General features: G+C 71.7%; 13 protein-coding genes. 5 read left to right on the forward strand and 8 right to left on the reverse strand.

Features of this window, described 5'->3' with window-relative positions:
* Positions 1-24: 24 nt before the first annotated feature.
* The 7 genes from ccsB to hemL all read right to left on the reverse strand — a co-directional run bounded on the left by ccsB (position 25) and on the right by hemL (position 7,696).
* Positions 25-1,107 carry a c-type cytochrome biogenesis protein CcsB gene (gene ccsB / locus OHA91_RS16550; protein ID WP_031153481.1) on the reverse strand — a complete coding sequence of 361 codons (1,083 nt, stop codon included), beginning with the start codon at positions 1,105-1,107 and terminating at the stop codon, positions 25-27.
* Entirely contained in the window at positions 1,104-2,801 is a 1,698-nt protein-coding gene (gene resB, locus OHA91_RS16555; protein ID WP_037632986.1) for a cytochrome c biogenesis protein ResB, read from the reverse strand. Before resB ends, ccsB begins: the two co-directional genes overlap by 4 nt.
* 13 nt (positions 2,802-2,814) lie before the next feature.
* Entirely contained in the window at positions 2,815-3,588 is a 774-nt protein-coding gene (locus tag OHA91_RS16560; protein WP_031153486.1) for a cytochrome c biogenesis CcdA family protein, read from the reverse strand.
* Positions 3,589-3,592: 4 nt separating this feature from the next.
* The gene (locus OHA91_RS16565) at positions 3,593-4,219 is read right to left on the reverse strand and encodes a TlpA family protein disulfide reductase (protein ID WP_031153489.1); all 627 of its coding nucleotides are present in this window, start codon (positions 4,217-4,219) and stop codon (positions 3,593-3,595) included.
* 77 nt (positions 4,220-4,296) lie between these two features.
* Positions 4,297-5,532 carry a polysaccharide deacetylase family protein gene (locus tag OHA91_RS16570; RefSeq protein WP_276566117.1) on the reverse strand — a complete coding sequence of 412 codons (1,236 nt, stop codon included), beginning with the start codon at positions 5,530-5,532 and terminating at the stop codon, positions 4,297-4,299.
* 146 nt (positions 5,533-5,678) lie between these two features.
* Positions 5,679-6,377 (reverse strand): histidine phosphatase family protein, encoded by a 699-nt coding sequence (locus OHA91_RS16575; protein ID WP_031153496.1) that lies wholly within the window; start codon positions 6,375-6,377, stop codon positions 5,679-5,681.
* Positions 6,374-7,696 (reverse strand): glutamate-1-semialdehyde 2,1-aminomutase, encoded by a 1,323-nt coding sequence (gene hemL / locus OHA91_RS16580; RefSeq protein WP_051893330.1) that lies wholly within the window; start codon positions 7,694-7,696, stop codon positions 6,374-6,376. The genes OHA91_RS16575 and hemL overlap by 4 nt, the downstream gene beginning before the upstream one ends.
* 133 nt (positions 7,697-7,829) lie before the next feature.
* On the opposite strand from hemL, the gene OHA91_RS16585 reads away from it, so the two are divergent.
* Positions 7,830-8,438: a hypothetical protein gene (locus OHA91_RS16585; RefSeq protein WP_078959422.1), complete on the forward strand. Its 609-nt coding sequence runs from the start codon at positions 7,830-7,832 to the stop codon at positions 8,436-8,438.
* Between the two features lie 810 nt (positions 8,439-9,248).
* On the forward strand, positions 9,249-10,829 hold the full coding sequence (locus OHA91_RS16590) for an ice-binding family protein (protein ID WP_328739539.1): 1,581 nt from the start codon (positions 9,249-9,251) through the stop codon (positions 10,827-10,829).
* A 583-nt stretch (positions 10,830-11,412) separates the two neighbouring features.
* Here the strand turns inward: OHA91_RS16590 and OHA91_RS16595 are convergent.
* On the reverse strand, positions 11,413-12,765 hold the full coding sequence (locus OHA91_RS16595; protein ID WP_381733104.1) for a COG1470 family protein: 1,353 nt from the start codon (positions 12,763-12,765) through the stop codon (positions 11,413-11,415).
* Positions 12,766-12,953: 188 nt separating this feature from the next.
* Between OHA91_RS16595 and OHA91_RS16600 the strand changes: the two genes are divergently transcribed.
* From OHA91_RS16600 to OHA91_RS16610, 3 genes are all read left to right on the forward strand, one after another.
* On the forward strand, positions 12,954-13,667 hold the full coding sequence (locus OHA91_RS16600; protein ID WP_328739540.1) for a helix-turn-helix transcriptional regulator: 714 nt from the start codon (positions 12,954-12,956) through the stop codon (positions 13,665-13,667).
* A 236-nt stretch (positions 13,668-13,903) separates the two neighbouring features.
* Positions 13,904-17,041: a DUF11 domain-containing protein gene (locus OHA91_RS16605; RefSeq protein WP_031153507.1), complete on the forward strand. Its 3,138-nt coding sequence runs from the start codon at positions 13,904-13,906 to the stop codon at positions 17,039-17,041.
* Positions 17,038-17,742 carry a DUF4255 domain-containing protein gene (locus tag OHA91_RS16610; RefSeq protein ID WP_031153509.1) on the forward strand — a complete coding sequence of 235 codons (705 nt, stop codon included), beginning with the start codon at positions 17,038-17,040 and terminating at the stop codon, positions 17,740-17,742. The genes OHA91_RS16605 and OHA91_RS16610 overlap by 4 nt, the downstream gene beginning before the upstream one ends.
* Positions 17,743-17,762: the final 20 nt, after the last annotated feature.

A 17,762-nucleotide genomic window follows, 5' to 3' on the forward strand; every position in this document is an offset into this window, starting at 1 on the left:
CCACCAGCGTCCCACTCCCGCCGGTCAGACGCCTGCGTACGAGTGCTTGCCGCTGAGCAGGATGTTCACGCCGTAGTAGTTCCAGATCCAGCAGGCGAAGGCGAAGAGCGCCAGGTAGGCGGCCTTGCGGCCCTTCCAGCCGGCGGTGGCGCGGGCGTGCAGGTAGCAGGCGTACGCCACCCAGGTCACGAAGGACCAGACCTCCTTGGGGTCCCAGCCCCAGTAGCGGCCCCAGGCGTCGCCCGCCCAGATCGCGCCCGCGATGATCGTGAAGGTCCACAGCGGGAAGACGGCCGCGTTGATGCGGTACGAGAACTTGTCGAGCGAGGCCGCCGAGGGCAGGCGCTCCAGAACGGAGGAGGCGATCCTGCCGGGCTCGCCGCCGCCGGCGAGCTTGGCCTCGTAGGAGTCGCGGAAGAGGTAGAGGACCGCACCGGCCGCGCCGAGGTAGAAGACGGCGCCGCAGAAGATGGCGGTGGAGACGTGGATCCACAGCCAGTACGAGTGCAGGGCCGGGACCAGCTGGTCGCTGTCGGTGTAGAGCCAGGTGACCGCGATGCCGAGGTCGAGCAGGACGGTGGTGACCAGGATCAGGCCGAGCCAGCGGACGTTCTTCTTCAGGGCGAGGAGCACCAGGTACGTGCCGACGGCCACCGTGGAGAAGGTGATCGAGAACTCGTACATGTTGCCCCAGGGGGCCCGCTCGACCGACATCGCCCGGGTGACCACGCCGGCCGCCTCGACGAGGAAGGCGAGCGCGGTCAGCGAGACCGCGATCCGCCCGTACAGGTCGCCCTGGACGGTGCCGCCGGCGGCGCCGGGGCCGTCCGGGACGTCACGGGTGCCGGCGCCGGAGCGGGTGGTGACCTTGGGCCGGTCCAGTACGGCGGTGGCGCCGCCCTTGCCGCGCACCTGCACGGCCGGGGCCGCGGCCTCGGCGGTACCGGTCAGCGCGGCGGCCGTGCGGGCCACCTTGCTGCGGCTGCCGAAGGTCCACTCGGCGATGTGCGCGAAGAAGGCGAGCGTGTAGACCGCCATCGACGAATAGACCAGGTAGTTGCTGATCTCAGCCAGGTTCTCGTTGGCTGCGGCTGCGAGCGGCGTCATCCGCGCTCTCCTTCAGGGGTTTCTTCAACAGGATCAGACACGCTGGGCGCCTGCTGGTGCAGCGTGGCGGCGAGGTCCGCCAGTTCCTCCGGGAGCTTGGCGGACTCGCTGCGGCCGAGGCCCGCCATCTCGACGACGGTCACGCCGTCCTTGCCCGCCACCGCGCGCACCCAGATCCGGCGGCGCTGGATGAACAGCGATCCGGCCAGGCCCGCGATGGCGGCGATCGCGCCCGCGAGGGCGAGGCCGCTGCCGGGCTGCTGGGTGACGGAGAAGGTGGCCCAGCGCTCGATGCCCTCGAACTTCACGGTGCCCGCGCCGTTGGGCAGGTCCATCGTTTCGCCGGGCGCGAGCTTCTTGATGAGCTGCTGGCCCGACTCGTCCTTGAACATCTCCATCTTGGAGGTTTCGAGCCGGTAGACGTTCTGCGGCAGGCCCGAGTCCACGCCGAGGCTGCCGTGCCAGGCGTTGAGCATGAGCTGCGGGTTCAGGAGGGCGGGGAACTGGGAGAACATCGTCCCGTGCCCCTCGCCGGCGAAGGTCGGCACGAAGACGGCGGTGAAGCCGAGCTGCTCCGGCTTGCCGTCCTTGTCCTTGTAGCCGTCGGTGACCTTGACGGCTCCGGTGGACGTGAGGTTGCCGTCCTGCGGGAGCACCGGGACGGCGTCCTTGTAGACGACCTTCCCGGTGGAGTCGGTCACCGAGATGATCGGCGCGTAGCCGTGGCCGAGCAGGTAGACCTTGGAGCCGTCGATCTCCAGGGGCTTGTTGACCTGGATCTCGCGCTTCTGCGGCGTTCCGTGGGCGCCCTCGCTGAGGGTGACGTACGCCTTGAAGTCGCGCGGGGTGCCCCGCTGCGGGCCGGACATCTCGTAGGTGGCGTCGAAGCGGTCCAGCGTGAAGCTGAACGGCGGCAGGTCGTCCGGGTGGAAGAGGGTGCCGGGCTTGAAGTCGTCGTACTGGGTGAGGGTGTTCGAGAAGCCGCTGCCGCGCAGGACCAGCTTGCCGCCCTCGGACTTGAAGTACTGGCCCCAGGCGAAGGCCACGAGCATCACGATCAGCGCGACGTGGAAGATCAGGTTCCCGGCCTCGCGGAGGTAGCCCTTCTCCGCCGCGACGGTGCCGCTGCCCGCCTCGGTGCGGAAGCGCTTCCCCGCGAGCAGCGTCCTCGCGTACGAGAGGACCTCGTCGGGGGTCTTGTCGGTACGCCACGTGGTGTGGGCGGGCAGCCGGTCGAGCCGCTTGGGGGCGCCCGGCGGGCGGCCGCGGAGCTGGCCGACGAACTGCCAGGAGCGCGGGACGATGCAGCCGATCAGCGAGACGAACAGCAGCAGGTAGATCGCGGAGAACCACACCGAGCTGTAGACGTCGAAGAGCTGGAGCGCCTCGGCGACGCCGACGTAGGACGAGTGCTCCCGCTTCCACTCGACGACCTTCAGGGCGTCGACGTTGGTCTGCGGGACGAGGGAGCCGGGGATGGCGCCCAGGGACAGCAGGAAGAGCAGGATCAGCGCCACCCGCATGGAGGTGAGCTGCCGCCAGAACCAGCGGGCCCAGCCGATCACGCCGATGCCGACGGGACCGCTGTCCTCGACGGGCGCGGTGGAGAGCTGGGAGCCGGCCGCGGCCTCGGCGGGGTCCGCCGGGGAGGGCTCGGGCGACGTCTCGGTGGACGCTTTGTCTGTCGTACTCATGTCCGTCGGTTCCTCAGATCCCCACCGTGAAGCTTTGGGTCCAGCTCTGCATGTCGGTGACGATGCTGTCCCACAAACCTGTGACGAGCAGCAGGCCGGTGAGGATCAGCATGCCGCCGCCGATGCGCATCACCCATGCATAGTGCTGCTTCACCCAGCCGAATGCACCGAGCGCCTTGCGGAAGGCGATCGCGGCGAGGATGAAGGGCACGCCGAGGCCCAGGCAGTAGACGACGGTGAGCAGGGCGCCGCGGCCGGCGCTCGCCTGGTCGATGGAGAGGGTGTTGACTGCCGCGAGGGTCGGGCCCATGCAGGGGGTCCAGCCGACGCCGAAGAGCACGCCGAGCAGCGGCGCGCCGAGCAGGCCCGCCGTCGGCTTCTTGTGGAAGCGGAACTCCCGCATGGTCAGGCCCGGGATCGCTCCCATGAAGAAGAGGCCCATGAGGATCACCACGCCGCCCAGCACCCGGGAGATGATCGCCTTGTTCTCCTGGAGCTCGGAGCCGAAGTACCCGAAGAGCGCTCCGGTGGAGACGAAGACGGCGGTGAACCCGGCGACGAACAGGCCGGCGCCCGCCAGCATCCGCCCGCGGCGGGCCTCGGCGAGGTCGGCGCCGCTGACGCCGGTGACGTAGGAGAGGTAGCCGGGGACCAGCGGCAGCACGCAGGGGGAGAAGAAGGAGACGAGTCCCGCGAGGAGCGCGATCGGCAGCGCCAGCAGCAGTGCGCCGTTCAGGACCGTCTCGTTGACACCCGTGGCCTCGGCGGCGAGGACGTACTCGACCACGAGGTCACTGCTCCGCGAGGACGGGGTCGATCATCGAGCGCAGCTGCTCCTCACTGAGGGGGGCCAGGGTGCGTGCGGCGATCCTGCCCTCCCGGTCCAGGACGAGCGTGGAGGGGATGGCGTTCGGGTTGAGGCTGCCCTTGGGGAAGCGGAGCAGCAGCTTGCCGTCCGGGTCGTAGAGGCTCGGGTAGGTGATCCCGAAGGTCTCCTCGAAGGCGGCGGCGTTCTGCTTGCTGTTGTCGCGGACGTTGACGCCCACGAAGACGACGTCCTTGCCGGCGTCGGCGAGCTCCTTGGACACCTTCGCGAAGGACGGGGCCTCGGCGCGGCACGGCGGGCACCAGGAGCCCCACACGTTGAGGACGACGACCTTGCCCTTGAGGGCGGTGGTGTCGAGGCTCTTGCCGTCGACGGTCTCGCCGTCGAGCTTGGGGGCCTCGGTGCGCTCGCCCTTGGCGGAGGTGGAGATGCCGCTCGCGCCCGTGACGTAGTTGCCGCCGCTGCCGGTCGGCTTGCCGCTGTCCGAACCGCTGCACGCCGTGAGCGTGAGGGCGCCGGTGACGGTCACCGCGGTCAGCAGGAGGGCGCGGCCGCTGGGTGAGCGGCGTCGGGGGGCGCGGCTAAGGCTCATGTGAAAAGTTTCGCATGAGCAATTCGCGGATTTTCCGCACCCCCCGGCCGGGAGTCAATGCCCTGGTCAGGCGATGGTCAGGCGGCGGTGAGGTACGCGTTCCAGCCACCGGAGGGCGACTGGCCGGGGCCGAGGGTGCGCAGCCGGGCTAGCACCTTGGGGTCCTGGACCTCCAGCCAGTCGGTGAACTGCCGGAAGGACACGAGCCTTACATCCCTTTTGTCCGCCATGCCCTTGAGGGCTTCCTCGACGGCATCCATGTAGATGCCGCCGTTCCACTCCTCGAAGTGGTTGCCGATGAAGAGCGGCGCGCGGTTGGTCTCGTAGGCCCGGCGGAAGCCGCCGAGGTAGGTGGCCGTGGCCTGGGTGCGCCAGGCCGGGTAGTGGGCGGGCACGCCCTTCGTGGTGTTCTTCGACTGGTTGGCGAGGATGTTGTAGTCCATCGACAGCACCTCGAAGGAGTGCCCCGGGAAGGGCAGGGACTGCAGCGGCAGGTCCCAGACGCCCGACCTTCGCACGGGCCAGACCTGGAGGCCGCCGGGCGAGCTGGAGTCGTAGCGCCAGCCCAGCTTCTGGGCGGTCGGCAGGAGGTTGTCCCGGCCCAGGAGGCAGGGGGTGCGGGCGCCGGTCAGTTCCTTGCGGTAGTCGAAGGGCAGCGGCTCCACATCGGTGAATCCGGTGTTCGTGCGCCAGCCTGTGACGAAGGACACGGCCTGGTCGATCTCGCTCTGCCAGTCGGCCGGGGTCCAGCGGGCGACGGAGCCGGATCCCCCGCAGAAGTGGCCGTTGAAGTGCGTGCCTATCTCGTGCCCGTCGAGCCACGCCTCGCGGACGTGGCGGAGGGTGGCGCGGACGTTCTCGTCCTTGAGGTAGCCGATGTCGGATGCGCCGACGGGATTGTTCGGCGGCTGATAGAGGTTCCGCTTCGACTCGGGCAGCAGGTAGATGCCGGAGAGGAAGAAGGTCATGGCCGCGCCGTGGTCCTTGGCGAGCTTGAGGAAGCGCGGGAAGAGACCGTTGCCGATCTCGCCCGCGCCGTCCCAGCTGAAGACGACGAACTGCGGCGGCGCCTCGCCCGGCTGGAGGGGCACGGGCCGGTCGGGCTGGTTGGGCTGCGGGCCGGTGTCGGCGGTGGAGCCGTCACCGATGGGCCTGGCCGGCGTCTTCTCGCCGGGCTTCGGGTTCTTCACGGGTCCGGGAGCGCCGGGACCGGACACATCGGGCAATCCGCAGCCGGCGACTCCCATCGCGGCCGCGGCGCCAAGTCCCAGTCCCAGCAACCCCCTCCGACTGACTCCCCTGATGTCGCGCATGTCACCGTCCCCATCGTCGTCACCACACCCGACCCAAAGTCCATATAAACGGACAAGTTGACCGGACATGTGTGCTGACACGGTGATTCCCGCGCATCTTGTATTTAATTAGACAGACCTGTAACGGTCCGTAACAGACCGTCGGATCAGGCGCCGAACGCCTTGGAGGCGCCCTTCACCGGCTTAGCCCCGGCCAGCAGGTGCGCCGGGACCAGGTCCCGGGCCGGCTCGCTGTAGCCCACCGACACCAACTTGTCGCCCTGGAACGTGAAGGACGTCAGCGACGCGAGGGTGCACTGGCGGCGGCGCGGGTCGTGCCACAGCCGGCGCTTCTCCGCGAAGCTGCGCACGATCCAGATCGGCAGCTGGTGGCTGACCGCCACCGCCTCGTGGCCGCGGGCCGCGTCGCGCGCCGCCTCCAGCGCGCTCATCATCCGGACCACCTGCTCGACGTACGGCTCGCCCCAGGAGGGCTTGAACGGGTTCGTCAGGTGCTTCCAGTTGCCGGGCTTGCGCAGCGCGCCGTCGCCGACGCCGAAGGTCTTGCCCTCGAAGACGTTCTCGGCCTCCAGCAGCCGCGAGTCCGTCGCCAGGTCCAGGCCGTGGGCCTTGGCGATCGGCTCGGCCGTCTCCTGCGCCCGCTCCAGCGGGGAGGACACCACGTAGGCGATGTCCCGGCCCTTCAGGTGCTCGGCGACCCGGTCCGCCATCTGGCGGCCCAGCTCCGAGAGGTGGTAGCCCTCGCGGCGCCCGTACAGGACCCCGTCCGGGTTGTGCACCTCACCGTGGCGCACCAGGTGCACGACGGTGAGGTCGGACTTCACGTCGCGGCCGTCGGCGCTCATGCGGTGGCCTCCGCGGCGGCCCGGGCGGCGGCCGGCAGGGCTGCCGCGACGCGCTCGATCGCCTTCTCGTCGTGGGAGGTGGACACGAACCAGGACTCGAAGGCGGACGGCGGCAGGTAGACGCCCTGCGCCAGCATCGAGTGGAAGAACGCGTTGAAGCGGAAGCTCTCCTGCTTCTTCGCGTCGTCGTAGTTGCGCACCGCGTCCTCGGTGAAGAAGACGGAGAACATGTTGGACGCGGTCTGCAGGCGGTGCGCCACGCCCTCCTTGGCGAGCGCCCCGGTGACCAGGCCCTGGATCTCCGCCGAGACCGCGTCGACCTTCTCGTACGCGGCCGCGTCGAGCAGGCGCAGCTGCGCGAGGCCGGCGGCGGTGGCGATCGGGTTGCCGGAGAGCGTGCCGGCCTGGTAGACGGGACCCGCGGGGGCGAGGTGGCCCATGACGTCGGCGCGGCCGCCGAACGCCGCGGCGGGGAAGCCGCCGCCCATGACCTTGCCGAAGGTCATCAGGTCGGGCTTGACCCCGTCGACGCCGTACCAGCCGGCGCGGGAGGTGCGGAAGCCCGTCATGACCTCGTCGGAGATGTAGAGCGCGCCGTTCTCGCGGCAGAGGTCCGCGAGGCCCTGGTTGAAGCCCTCGGCGGGGGTGACCACGCCCATGTTGCCGGGCGCCGCCTCGGTGATCACGCAGGCGATCTCGCCGGGGTGCGCGGCGAAGGCCGCCCGGACCGCTTCGAGGTCGTTGTAGGGCAGCACGATCGTGTCGCCGGCCTGCGCACCCGTGACGCCCGGGGTGTCCGGCAGCGCGAAGGTGGCGAGCCCGGAACCGGCGGCGGCCAGCAGCGCGTCCACGTGACCGTGGTAGCAGCCGGCGAACTTCACGATCTTGGCGCGACCGGTGAAGCCGCGCGCCAGCCGGATCGCCGACATGGTCGCCTCCGTCCCGGAGGACACCAGGCGCACCTGCTCCACGGGTGCGATGCGCGCCACGATCTCCTCCGCGAGCGCCACCTCGCCCTCACCGGGCGTACCGAAGGAGGTGCCGCGTGCGACGGCCGCCTGGACGGCCTCGATCACCTCGGGGTGGGAGTGGCCGAGGATCATCGGCCCCCACGAGCAGACGAGGTCCACGTACTCGCGACCGTCGGCATCGGTGAGGTACGGACCGGTGCCGGACACCATGAACCGGGGCGTACCGCCCACGGCGCGGAAGGCGCGCACGGGAGAGTTCACGCCGCCGGGGGTCACGAGGGAGGCGCGCTCGAAGAGCGTCTGCGAAACTGGGGCTTCATACGGGTACGGGTAGCTCACACCAGCCATGGTCTCAGAGGCTGCGACAGACTTGCGGGCGGGCGTTTCACCGCGTCGCCGCGGGGGAGGTCACTGCCATGATGATCAGGCTGCGTGGCGGTGGCCGCGGGGCCGTGGCAAGCAAGACCAGTCGGGTGGAGATATGCAACGCGGTGGTGGACCGGGCGAGGGTACGGACGGCCTCGATCCCCAGCGCGCCCGCGAAGCCCGCGAGGCCCGCCGCCGGGGCAAGCACCGCCGGCGCGCCACCGAGGCAGCCGACGCCGTACCGGAGCCCGCGACGACACCGGAGGACGTGCCCAGGGGTCGCGGCATGGGAGTGACGTACAAGTACTTCGGCGCGCCGGACGGCGCGACGGCGGCCCGGGTCCCGGTGACGATGCGGCCGGAGGAGCTCGGCGGCGACGAGCTCGGCATGGGCGGCCTCTTCACCAAGATCAAGCCGGAGACGGTGGCCGCGATGGTCCTGACCGGCATCGAGGGCATACCCCTGCACAAGGTGCCCCCGCTGGAGCTGGTCGTCCTCCACCCCGACTACGCGGTGGTCAAGCTCCCGATGACGGTGGTCGACCCGCTCCGCGGGATCGGCGAGGAGTCCGTGGGCGCCGCCGCCTTCATCTGGTCCACGGTCCCGGACCGCGGCGGCCCGAGCGACGCCTTCAACGTCTACCAGCTGCTCCACGAGTGGCAGGATTTCAGCCACCGCCTTCACGAGGCCGGCCACCAGCCGTACTGCCTGGTCTGGCCCTGAGCCGGCCTTTCGTCGACCTGGGCGGTCCTCTGCGGTCTGGCGCTTCAGGCACCGCCGCATCGGGGGACGGGCGTCACCCGTACGCCTCACCTCGACGCCACCGTTGCTACAGAACGTCACGGTGCGTATCAGTGTGGTCGGAGAGGAATCCGCACCACGCAGAGGCGTCGTCGCGGTGGCCGGCAAGCAGGACAAACGGCAGGAGCCGGGCAAGGGGCTCGAGGCACAGGCGCGTCATCGCCCCGGAGACCCCGCACGCTCCCAGCCGGACAAGGCACCCGCGAACAGGAGCCGCAGCGGGGCCACTCACTCCGGCCGGGCTCTGCCATGTCCCGCCCCACGCGACCTGAGGTTCGGGCGGCGGGTCTCCGCCGTGACGGCACCGCTGATTCGCACGGACATGTGATCACGCTTCCTGACGGTACGTCACTCACATAGGCCTTTTTTCATTGTTTCCGCCCTATTGCTGTGAAATATGCGTGACTACTCGCGCGTGACGGCGTATCACTACCTCGGGCAGGTAGCCGCTTTGCAGTTCCCCGCTCAGGGGAGCCTGCGCGCCTGCGCAGGTAGGGGCTTGCGGCCCTGAGTAGCCATCGTCGCGGGCGCTCGGGCACCTCCTCCGGGAGGACTGAGACCCGAAGCAACAAGAAAGGTCCTGCTGTGGCATTGGATGTCATCCGGTCGGGTCCACCCGACAAAAGACCTAGACGCAATCTGTTCAAACGGGGAGTCCTCGTCCTGCTCCCGGCAGCGCTCCTGGCGGCCGCAACCCTGGTCCCGAACCTCGCTCACGCTCTGGAAGCCCCCGTGAACCTGGGGACCGCCACCAATTACGCGGTCCTGGCCGGTTCGACGGTCACCAATACTGGCCCCACCGTCATCAACGGCGATTTGGGGCTCCACCCGGGCACATCGGTGACCGGCTTCCCGCCCGGCACCGTCAACGGAACGCAGCACATCACCGACGCCGCCGCCGCTCAGGCGAAGTCCGACCTCGTCATCGCGTACAACGACGCGGCGAGCCGGGGACCCGGCACCGCCACTCCGGCCGACATCGGTGGACAAACGCTGGCGCCCGGCGTCTACACGGCCTCGTCGACACTGAACCTCACCGGAACGGTCACGCTCGACGGCCAGAACAACCCCGAGGCCGTCTTCATCTTCCAGATCCCCTCGACCCTGATCACGGCTCCGGCGAGCGTCGTGGCCCTGATCAACGGAGCAAATGCCTGCAACGTGTTCTGGCAGGTGGGCAGCTCCGCCACGCTCGACACGAACACCCAGTTCAAGGGCAACATCCTTGCCCTGACGTCCATCACGCTGAACACCGGCGCCGTGCTCGAAGGCCGCGCCCTGGCGCGCAATGGCGCGGTCACGCTGGACACCAACACCATCACAAGGGCGGCCTGTGCCGTCGGCCCGCCTGGGCCTCCCGGACCGACCGGGCCTCCCGGACCGACCGGCTCTCCCGGCCCGACCGGTGCCCCCGGCCCGACGGGTGAGCCCGGACCGACCGGCTCTCCCGGCCCGACCGGTGCCCCTGGCCCGACGGGTGAGCCCGGACCGACCGGCTCTCCCGGCCCGACCGGTGCCCCCGGCCCGACGGGCGCACCCGGCCCCACAGGTGCACCCGGCCCCGACGGCAGCCCCGGCGCCCCCGGCCCCACAGGTGCACCCGGCCCCACCGGCGCACCCGGCCCCGACGGCAGCCCCGGCGCCCCCGGCCCCACAGGTGCACCCGGCCCCACCGGCGCACCCGGCCCCGACGGCAGCCCCGGCGCCCCCGGCCCCACAGGTGCACCCGGCCCCACCGGCGCACCCGGCCCCGTCGGTTCCGCCGGACCTGTAGGCCCCGTGGGACCTGCCGGACCTGCCGGACCCGCCGGACCCGCCGGACCCGCCGGACCTGCCGGACCTGCCGGACCCGCCGGACCCGCCGGACCCAAGGGGCCGCGCGGCGACAAGGGTGAAAAGGGCGACTCGGGTGATCACCACCACGGTCACGACGACGAGGGTGAGCACGCGCACGACGACCACGACCACGGAAGGCCGCCCGGCCAGGGTCACGACGACCACGATCACGGAAGGCCCGGCCACGGTCACGACGACCAGGGCAAGCCCCCGTGGGCCGGCTTCCTGCCCGGCGGCCTCGATGATGCTCTCGGCCAGTTCGGTCCCGGTCACACCGCCAAGAGCGTCAACTTCGCCCACGTGAGCGCCGCCACCGGCGCGCAGCCGAAGGAAGCGTCGGCAAACCTCGCCGCGACCGGCTCAAGCAGCGGGACCGGCATCATGGCCGCCACTGCGGCCGCGCTCGCATTCGTCGCAGGCTCGGCCTTCTTCGCCATGAAGAGGACCCGGCGCGGTACGGCAACCCGGCAGGACTAGCCCGTCGCAGGCATGACCGTCCCTTCGGTCCATCGTTGCAACTGAGCTCCCGGACATCCGTCCGGGAGCTCAGCGGTGCCCGTGGTGATCGATGTCGGGAAAAAGGTCACACGTTCGACAGGGACGGTGTGCGGCCGTCCGGCAGGAACTCACTCGCGGCCTCCGACTTGACGACTTCCTCGAGGAAACGCCGCGTGCGGCCCGGACGCAACGTCCGGGCCTGTACCTCGGGGCTGCCCACGACGCGTCACAGCCCGAACCTTGCGCTGGCCGACAGGTTGCCACGGTCGGCAGAATTTGATCCGGTTCGGTCCCGTGCCATGGACCGTGGTTCACACGGGGCGCGCAGGGTTCCGTCGGGGTGGGGAAAGGGAAGCGAGAGTCGAAATACAGCCATATTTTTTCAGCTGTCTTGCTACCGCCCAGTAGGCACGCAATAGCCGTGGAACGGCGTAACCGCACCGGAAGGCGGGAATGCCGACGACCCGTCACCAGTCCGTCCGGTAAGCACTTTCCGGACGGACCGATGCGGGTCCGCTTTGTTCGGGGGCGAGCCTGACGGACGATGTCCGTGCCGCTCGGGTCACCTGAAGTCGCTCAGCACACCACTCACGTTGAGGACTTCGTGGCACTCCTGCGCCTGACGGCCGGTGGCCGGCGTGCCCGGCTTTGCACAGGTCACCTGGACAGTCACAGTCTGGCTCTCGGTGATGCTGATGGGGGTGACCCAGTGGTAGTCCTGGTTTCGGAACGTCTCCAGCGCGATCGTCGTGATCTTCCGATCGCCGAAGCTGATCGTCACCACGCCCTCGTCGCCCTGGAAGTTGGCGACCACGAGGTCCGTGATCCCGAACACCTTGCCCGCGGGCACCGTGTAGGAGCCGGTCTTGCTCTGGCCGCCGCCGGTCTGCAGGTCGATGGTGGCCGAGCTCTGCAGCCCGCCCCCGCCACCGCCGCCGGCTCCGGTACCCGAACCGCCGCCGCCCGCCCCGGGCTGGTTTCCCTTGGCCGCGCCCGGGCCCGCACCCGCGCCGCCCGGCTGCTTGCCGCCGCCGGTCACCGGGGTCTGCCCCGCCGCGTCCGCGGCGGGCGCCGGGTTCTTGGCGGCCTCGGCAGCGGCCTCCTTGGCGGTGCTGCGCACGGCCGGGCGCACCAGCATGAACCAGGCGAGCAGCAGCGCGAGCAGTGCGGCCAGCACCGCGAGCAGCCACGTCGGGAAGATCGGGATCTGGACGAACTCCACTTCCAGCGGCGCCCGTACGGCCTCCTGCTCGGGACGCGCCGCGGCTTCTTCGCCGTCCCCGCCTTCCGCGGTCTCGGCCACCTCCACGGTGAACGGCCAGGTCACGGGGGATCCGAACCACACCGGGCTGCCGGTGCGGACCTTCAGCACCACCTCGGCGGACTCGCCCGGCTCCAGCTTCAGCGTGGGCGGGGCGAAGTCGAACTTCAGCTCCTCGCCCGGCTGCGCGGGCGTGAAGCCCACCTTCACCGGGGCGTTGCCCTCGTTGCGCACGGCGATGCGGTAGCGACCCCGAAGCCATCCGCGGCGGCGTTTGGGAGCGCTCTCTGCGCGCAGTTCCCGGAACTGCTCCACGTGCACGGTGGTCTCGGGGACCCGCACCGCCTCGGGCTGCTCGGTGGGCAGCACGCGCACGGCGAGCGGTACGTCCCCGGCCCGCACCTGGGGCGAGCGGGGCGGCGCCAGACGGATCGTCACCGTTTCCGAGGTTCCCGGATACAGCGAGACCCGCTCGGGTTCCACCGTGGTCCAGGCAGCGCAGTCGCCGACGACTTCCAGGCGGTACGCCTCGACGATGTCGCTGTCGTTGCGAACGGTCAGGCTCGTGGTGGCGATACCGCCCGGCATCACCGACACCGGCTCGATGTCGAGGACGGGCGCGCCAGGGCTGGGAGATGCAGCTGGGGATGTCACGCCACGACGCTACGGCGACGCCCCGGCCGCCACCACGGACGCGGGGGCAAGGCCCCGGGCAGTCCGGATGCCCCCACAGACTTTCTCAACTCCTCATGTACGGGCGTCGGTTGGATCTCAGCGTCGAGATCCGTTCAGGCCGGCCAATTCCGCTACCCCACATACGCATCACGGAACAGGTACGACACATGCGCTGCGCTGACAACAACAGCCCCGTCCTCACGCCCGGCACCGGCATACCCCAGCCCCTCACCCCGGCCCCTTCCCGCAGAACCGGCCGCCGGGTGACCGTGGCCGTGTACGCCTCCGACCCGATCCTGCGCGTCGGGGTCGTCCACCAGCTGCGCCAACGCCCCGAGATCGAGCTCGTCCCCGACGCGGACGCCGACGCCGCGCAGGTGTCGCTGGTGACCGTGGACAGCGTCGACGACGAGACGGCCGCCCTGCTGTACCGGCTGCGGCACAACCCCGACACCCGCACCGGGCTCGTGGTCGGCACCTTCGAGTCGGGGGACGCACTGCAGCGGGCCATCGAATGCGGGGTCAGCGCGGTGCTGCGGCGCGCCGAGGCCGACCAGGACCGCCTCCTGCGGCTGGTCCTGGCGATAGCGAACGGCGAGGGCGTGCTGCCCGGCGACCTCCTCGCGAAGCTCCTCGACCACATGGGCAGCCTGCAGCGCTCCGCGCTCGACCCGCGCTCGGTGTCCCTGTCCACCCTGACCTCGCGCGAGGCGGACATGCTGCGCCTGGTGTCGGAGGGCCTGGACACCGCGGAGATCGCACGCAAGACCTCGTACTCCGAACGGACCGTCAAGAACGTCCTGCACGAGGTCATCACGCGCCTGCAGCTGCGCAATCGGACGCACGCGGTCGGATACGCCCTGCGCAACGGGCTGATCTGACCGCACGCGCGGGCCGGCGGCGGGCGGTCGCGGGCGGTGCGACCGCCCGCCACTGCCCGAAAGCGCAAGAGACGCTTCCCCCGGGTGCGGCCCCGCGGCCCTCCCGGTCCGCGCGGCCGGACCGGCAGGGTGGCGGGGTGACAGGCAGGATGCGGGACCGGACTGTGAGGTGGGCCGTGAGGGGCACGGAGGGGTCCGGCCGTCGCCGACACCGCTGGGGGAGGGCCGGCGCGTCGATGCTGCTGCTGGCGCCCTTGCTCGCGGTGACGGCGGCCGCCGGACCGGGCGACGCCGGGGCGCAGCCCCTCGCGGCCGACGCCGGGAGCAGCCGGGTCGCGTACGCCGGTACGCGCCACCGGAGCCTGGGGCGGGTGGCGGGCGACAAGACCGACGCCAGCACCCCGCTGTTCGGCGACGGACCGGCCCACCTGGACGTCCAGCCGTCGGCGCTCGGCGACCAGCTCGTCTTCGCGAGCCGCCGCGACGAGAAGACCCCGCAGGTCTACCTGCGGTCCGCGGACGGCTCGGTACGCCGGCTGACCAGCGGCATGGACGCGGGCAACCCCCGGCTGACCCCGGACGGGCGGTCGGTCGTCTTCGACTCGGCGCACCGCGCCGCGGCCGGCGGCGTCCAGCGCGACCTGTGGCTCGTGCGCACCGACGGCACCGGCCTGACCCGGCTGACCGACACCCCCGCGAACGAGGAGCACCCGACCGTCTCCGCGGAGGGCGGACGCCTGGCGTACTCCTCCGACGGCGACCGGGCCGCCGGAGCGCAGGTCTACGTACGCCCCCTGCGCGGCGGCGCCGCCACCCGGCTCACCGACCCGGCAGGCGGCTCGGCCACCGAGCCCGTGTGGAACCCGGTCGACGACGCGACGAACCGCGACGTGATCGCCTACACCGCCACCGGGGCCTCCGGGCCCCGCCTGCGGTGGACGAACGGGCGCACGGACGGGCAGCTGCTGGCCGGCGCCCAGGCCGGCTGGCGGACCCGGGGGGCAGCGTGGCTGCCCGACGGGAACGGCCTGCTCTTCCTCAGCCCCGACCGCACCTGTGACTGCAAGGGCGACTGGGACCACGTCTTCCAGGTGCCCGCACACTCGGCGGGCACCCCGAAGCTCGTGTACAGCGAGGACCGCGAGGTCGGCTCGCCCACCTGGCTCGGCCCCCTCAACGGCGGCGGCGCCGTCGTCGAGCGGATCTCGGCGGGCGGCCCGCACGTCGTGACCCTGCAGGACGCGCGGATGGACGGCTCCGACCCCCGTGACCTCAATCTGACGATCCTGAACGAGGACCCGGCGGCCGACACCAACACCGACCCGGCCAAGGACCCGCTGTTCCAGCCCGGCCCCGACTTCGACCCGTGGACGGAGCGGCAGAACTACACGCCCGACGGGCGCAGGATCGTGGTGACCCGCTTCGAGGGCAAGCCCGGCAGCCGGATCCAGCGGATCTGGATGGCGGACGCCGACGGCACCAATGCCGCGGCCCTGCCGCTCGCCGGCCGCGGCCCCAAGGACTGGGACACCGACCCGACGTTCTCCCCCGACGGCAGGTACCTCGCCTTCACCCGTACGTCGCCCGGCGGCGTCGGCCAGGCCGCCGGCCCCGGGCGCATCCTGATCGCGGACGCCGCGACCGGCGCGATCCGCGGCGAGATCGTCCCGCCCGCGGACCAGCCCAAGGGCGGCGACGCCCAGCCCACGTGGTCCTCCGACGGCACGACGCTCGCCTTCACCCGCAACCTGGTGATCAACGGCAACGGCGGCAACAAGCACATCTGGACCGTGCCCGTGGACCACCTCGACCGGCAGCGCGACCTGAGCGCCACGATCTGCTTCGGTGCCTGCGAAGTCATCGACGACAGCCCGGCGTTCTCCCCGGACGGCACCACCGTCGCCTTCAACCGCAAGAACGGCGGCGGCCGCGTCGACGAGCGCAGCGGCATCCTGCTCGCCTCTGCGGCGGGCGGCACCTGCCGGGTCCTGCTGCCCGACGCCGCCCGCGACAGGCCGGGGGCCTGCGGCCGCGAACTGCCCGAGACCACCGGCAACGGCCCCTACCAGCCCCGCGACGCCGCCTGGACCGCCGACGGCAAGTCCCTGGTGCTCACCGGCCGCGGCTCCCGGGCCGCCAACAGCCCGGAGAAGCTGAAGCTGGTCGACGTCGCGACCGGCGCCCACAACCTGCTCGTCACCGGCCTGCCGGGCCGTCAGAAGGAACCCGGCGTGCAGCAGTCGGTGGACCTCGCGGTGCGGGCGCCCGACAAGAGCGCGCCGCTCACCGTCGGCGGATCGGCCACCGTCCGGGTGGACGTCGTCAACCAGGGTCCGGCGGCCTCCCCCGGCACCCGGCTGACCGTCGCGCCCCCGCTCGGCGTGAGCGTCACCGCGCTCACCGCACCCGGCACGCCCGGCGCCACCTGCGACGCCGCCGCGCTGACCTGCACCCTGGGCATCGTGCCGCCCGGCACCACCGTCCCGGTGACCGTCACCCTCACCGGTGTCACCCCCGGCGACCAGCCCGTGGAGTGGTCGGTCACCGGCACCGTCCTCGACCCCCGCCCCAGCGACAACGCCGGCCGGACCGTGGTGCCGGTGCGCGAGGCCCCCGTACCCCCGAAGCCGACGCCGACTCCGCCCACCCCGACGCCGGCCCCGCCCACGACCCCGCCGACGAACCCGCCCACGACGCCCACTCCCGCACCGCAGCCGCCCGCGCCCAAGGCCGGCCCCGGGGTGAGCATCACCGCGCAGCCGAACCCCGGCTACGTCGGCGGACGCGTCGTCGTCACCTTCACCGTCGCCAACGGCCGCAGTGCCCTGGCCACCGGCCTGCGGCTGCGCATCGCGCTGCCCGAGGGCGTACCCCACGACGGGCCGCCGCCGGGCTGCGACCGGAACGGGACGTGCACGCTGCCCGACCTGGCACCGGGCGCCCGCAGCGTCCTGCGGGTCGTCCTCAGCCCCGACAAGGCGCTCACCGGCCAGGTCACCGCGAACCTCACCACGACCGGCACGGACGCCGACCCCGGCGACAACACCGCCCAGCAGCAGCTGCGCATCCTCCAGCCGCGCATCGTCGCCGTCCCGCCGATCGGCAGGCCCGGCTTCGTCACCTCGGTACGCGGCGAGGACTTCCCGCCCGGCGTGCCGGTGCGGTTCGCCTGGAAGCCGGGGATCACGGCCGCGGCGGCACCGACCGTCCCCCAGGCCGACGGCACGTTCATCGGCCAGCTGCTGATCCTCGCCAAGGACCAGACCGGCCCGCGCGTCATCACCGCGAGCGGTCCCGGCTTCTCCCCCGTACAGACCGACTTCCTCGTGGTCAACGGCACGGTGCAGCCGCCCGACGAGGTGAGCCGCCGGTGATCCACGAGGTCGACGAGGGGCTGCGGCGGCTGCTCGCGGAATCCGGTCTGGAGGCGTCGGGCGTCGAGGTCGTCTTCGACGCGCCGACCCGCGACTGGGCCGCCCGACGCAGCGCTCCCACCGTCTGCGTGTTCCTGTACGACATCCGGGAGGACCCGACCCGGCGCGGCAGCGGCGCGGGCGAGGTGTACGACGCGGACGGGTTCGTCGTCGCGCGCCGCACCCCGCCGCGCTGGTTCGAGCTGACGTACCTGGTCACGGCCTGGGCGAGCCGGCCGCAGGACGAGCACCGGCTGCTGTCCCAGGTGCTCTCCTGCCTCGTGGCCACCGACACGCTGCCCCCGCGCCTGCTCACCGGGACGCTCGCCGACCTCGGCCTGCTCGTGGACGTGGACGGGGGCGGCACCGGCATGGACGCGCCGGCCGCCTCCGACGTGTGGTCGGCGCTCGGCGGCGAACTGAAGCCGTCCCTCGGGCTGCGCGTGAAGGCCCCGCTGGCCGGCATCAGCAAGGTCACGGCGCCGCCGGTCACGCAGGGCCTCGTCGTGAACTCCGTACCGCAGGCCGGACCGGACGGCGACGGGAGCCCGCGCCGGCTGCGCTACGTCGAACTGGGCGCGCCGGGGCCGGAAGGCTTCGGCGGCTCCCGGGAACGGCCCAAGGCTCCCGCCCGCCGCCGACGAGGAGAACGCCAGCCGTGACGCACACCCTCCGGCCCCCG

Origin of the sequence: Streptomyces erythrochromogenes (genome assembly GCF_036170895.1) — a bacterium.
GTDB lineage: Bacteria > Actinomycetota > Actinomycetes > Streptomycetales > Streptomycetaceae > Streptomyces > Streptomyces erythrochromogenes.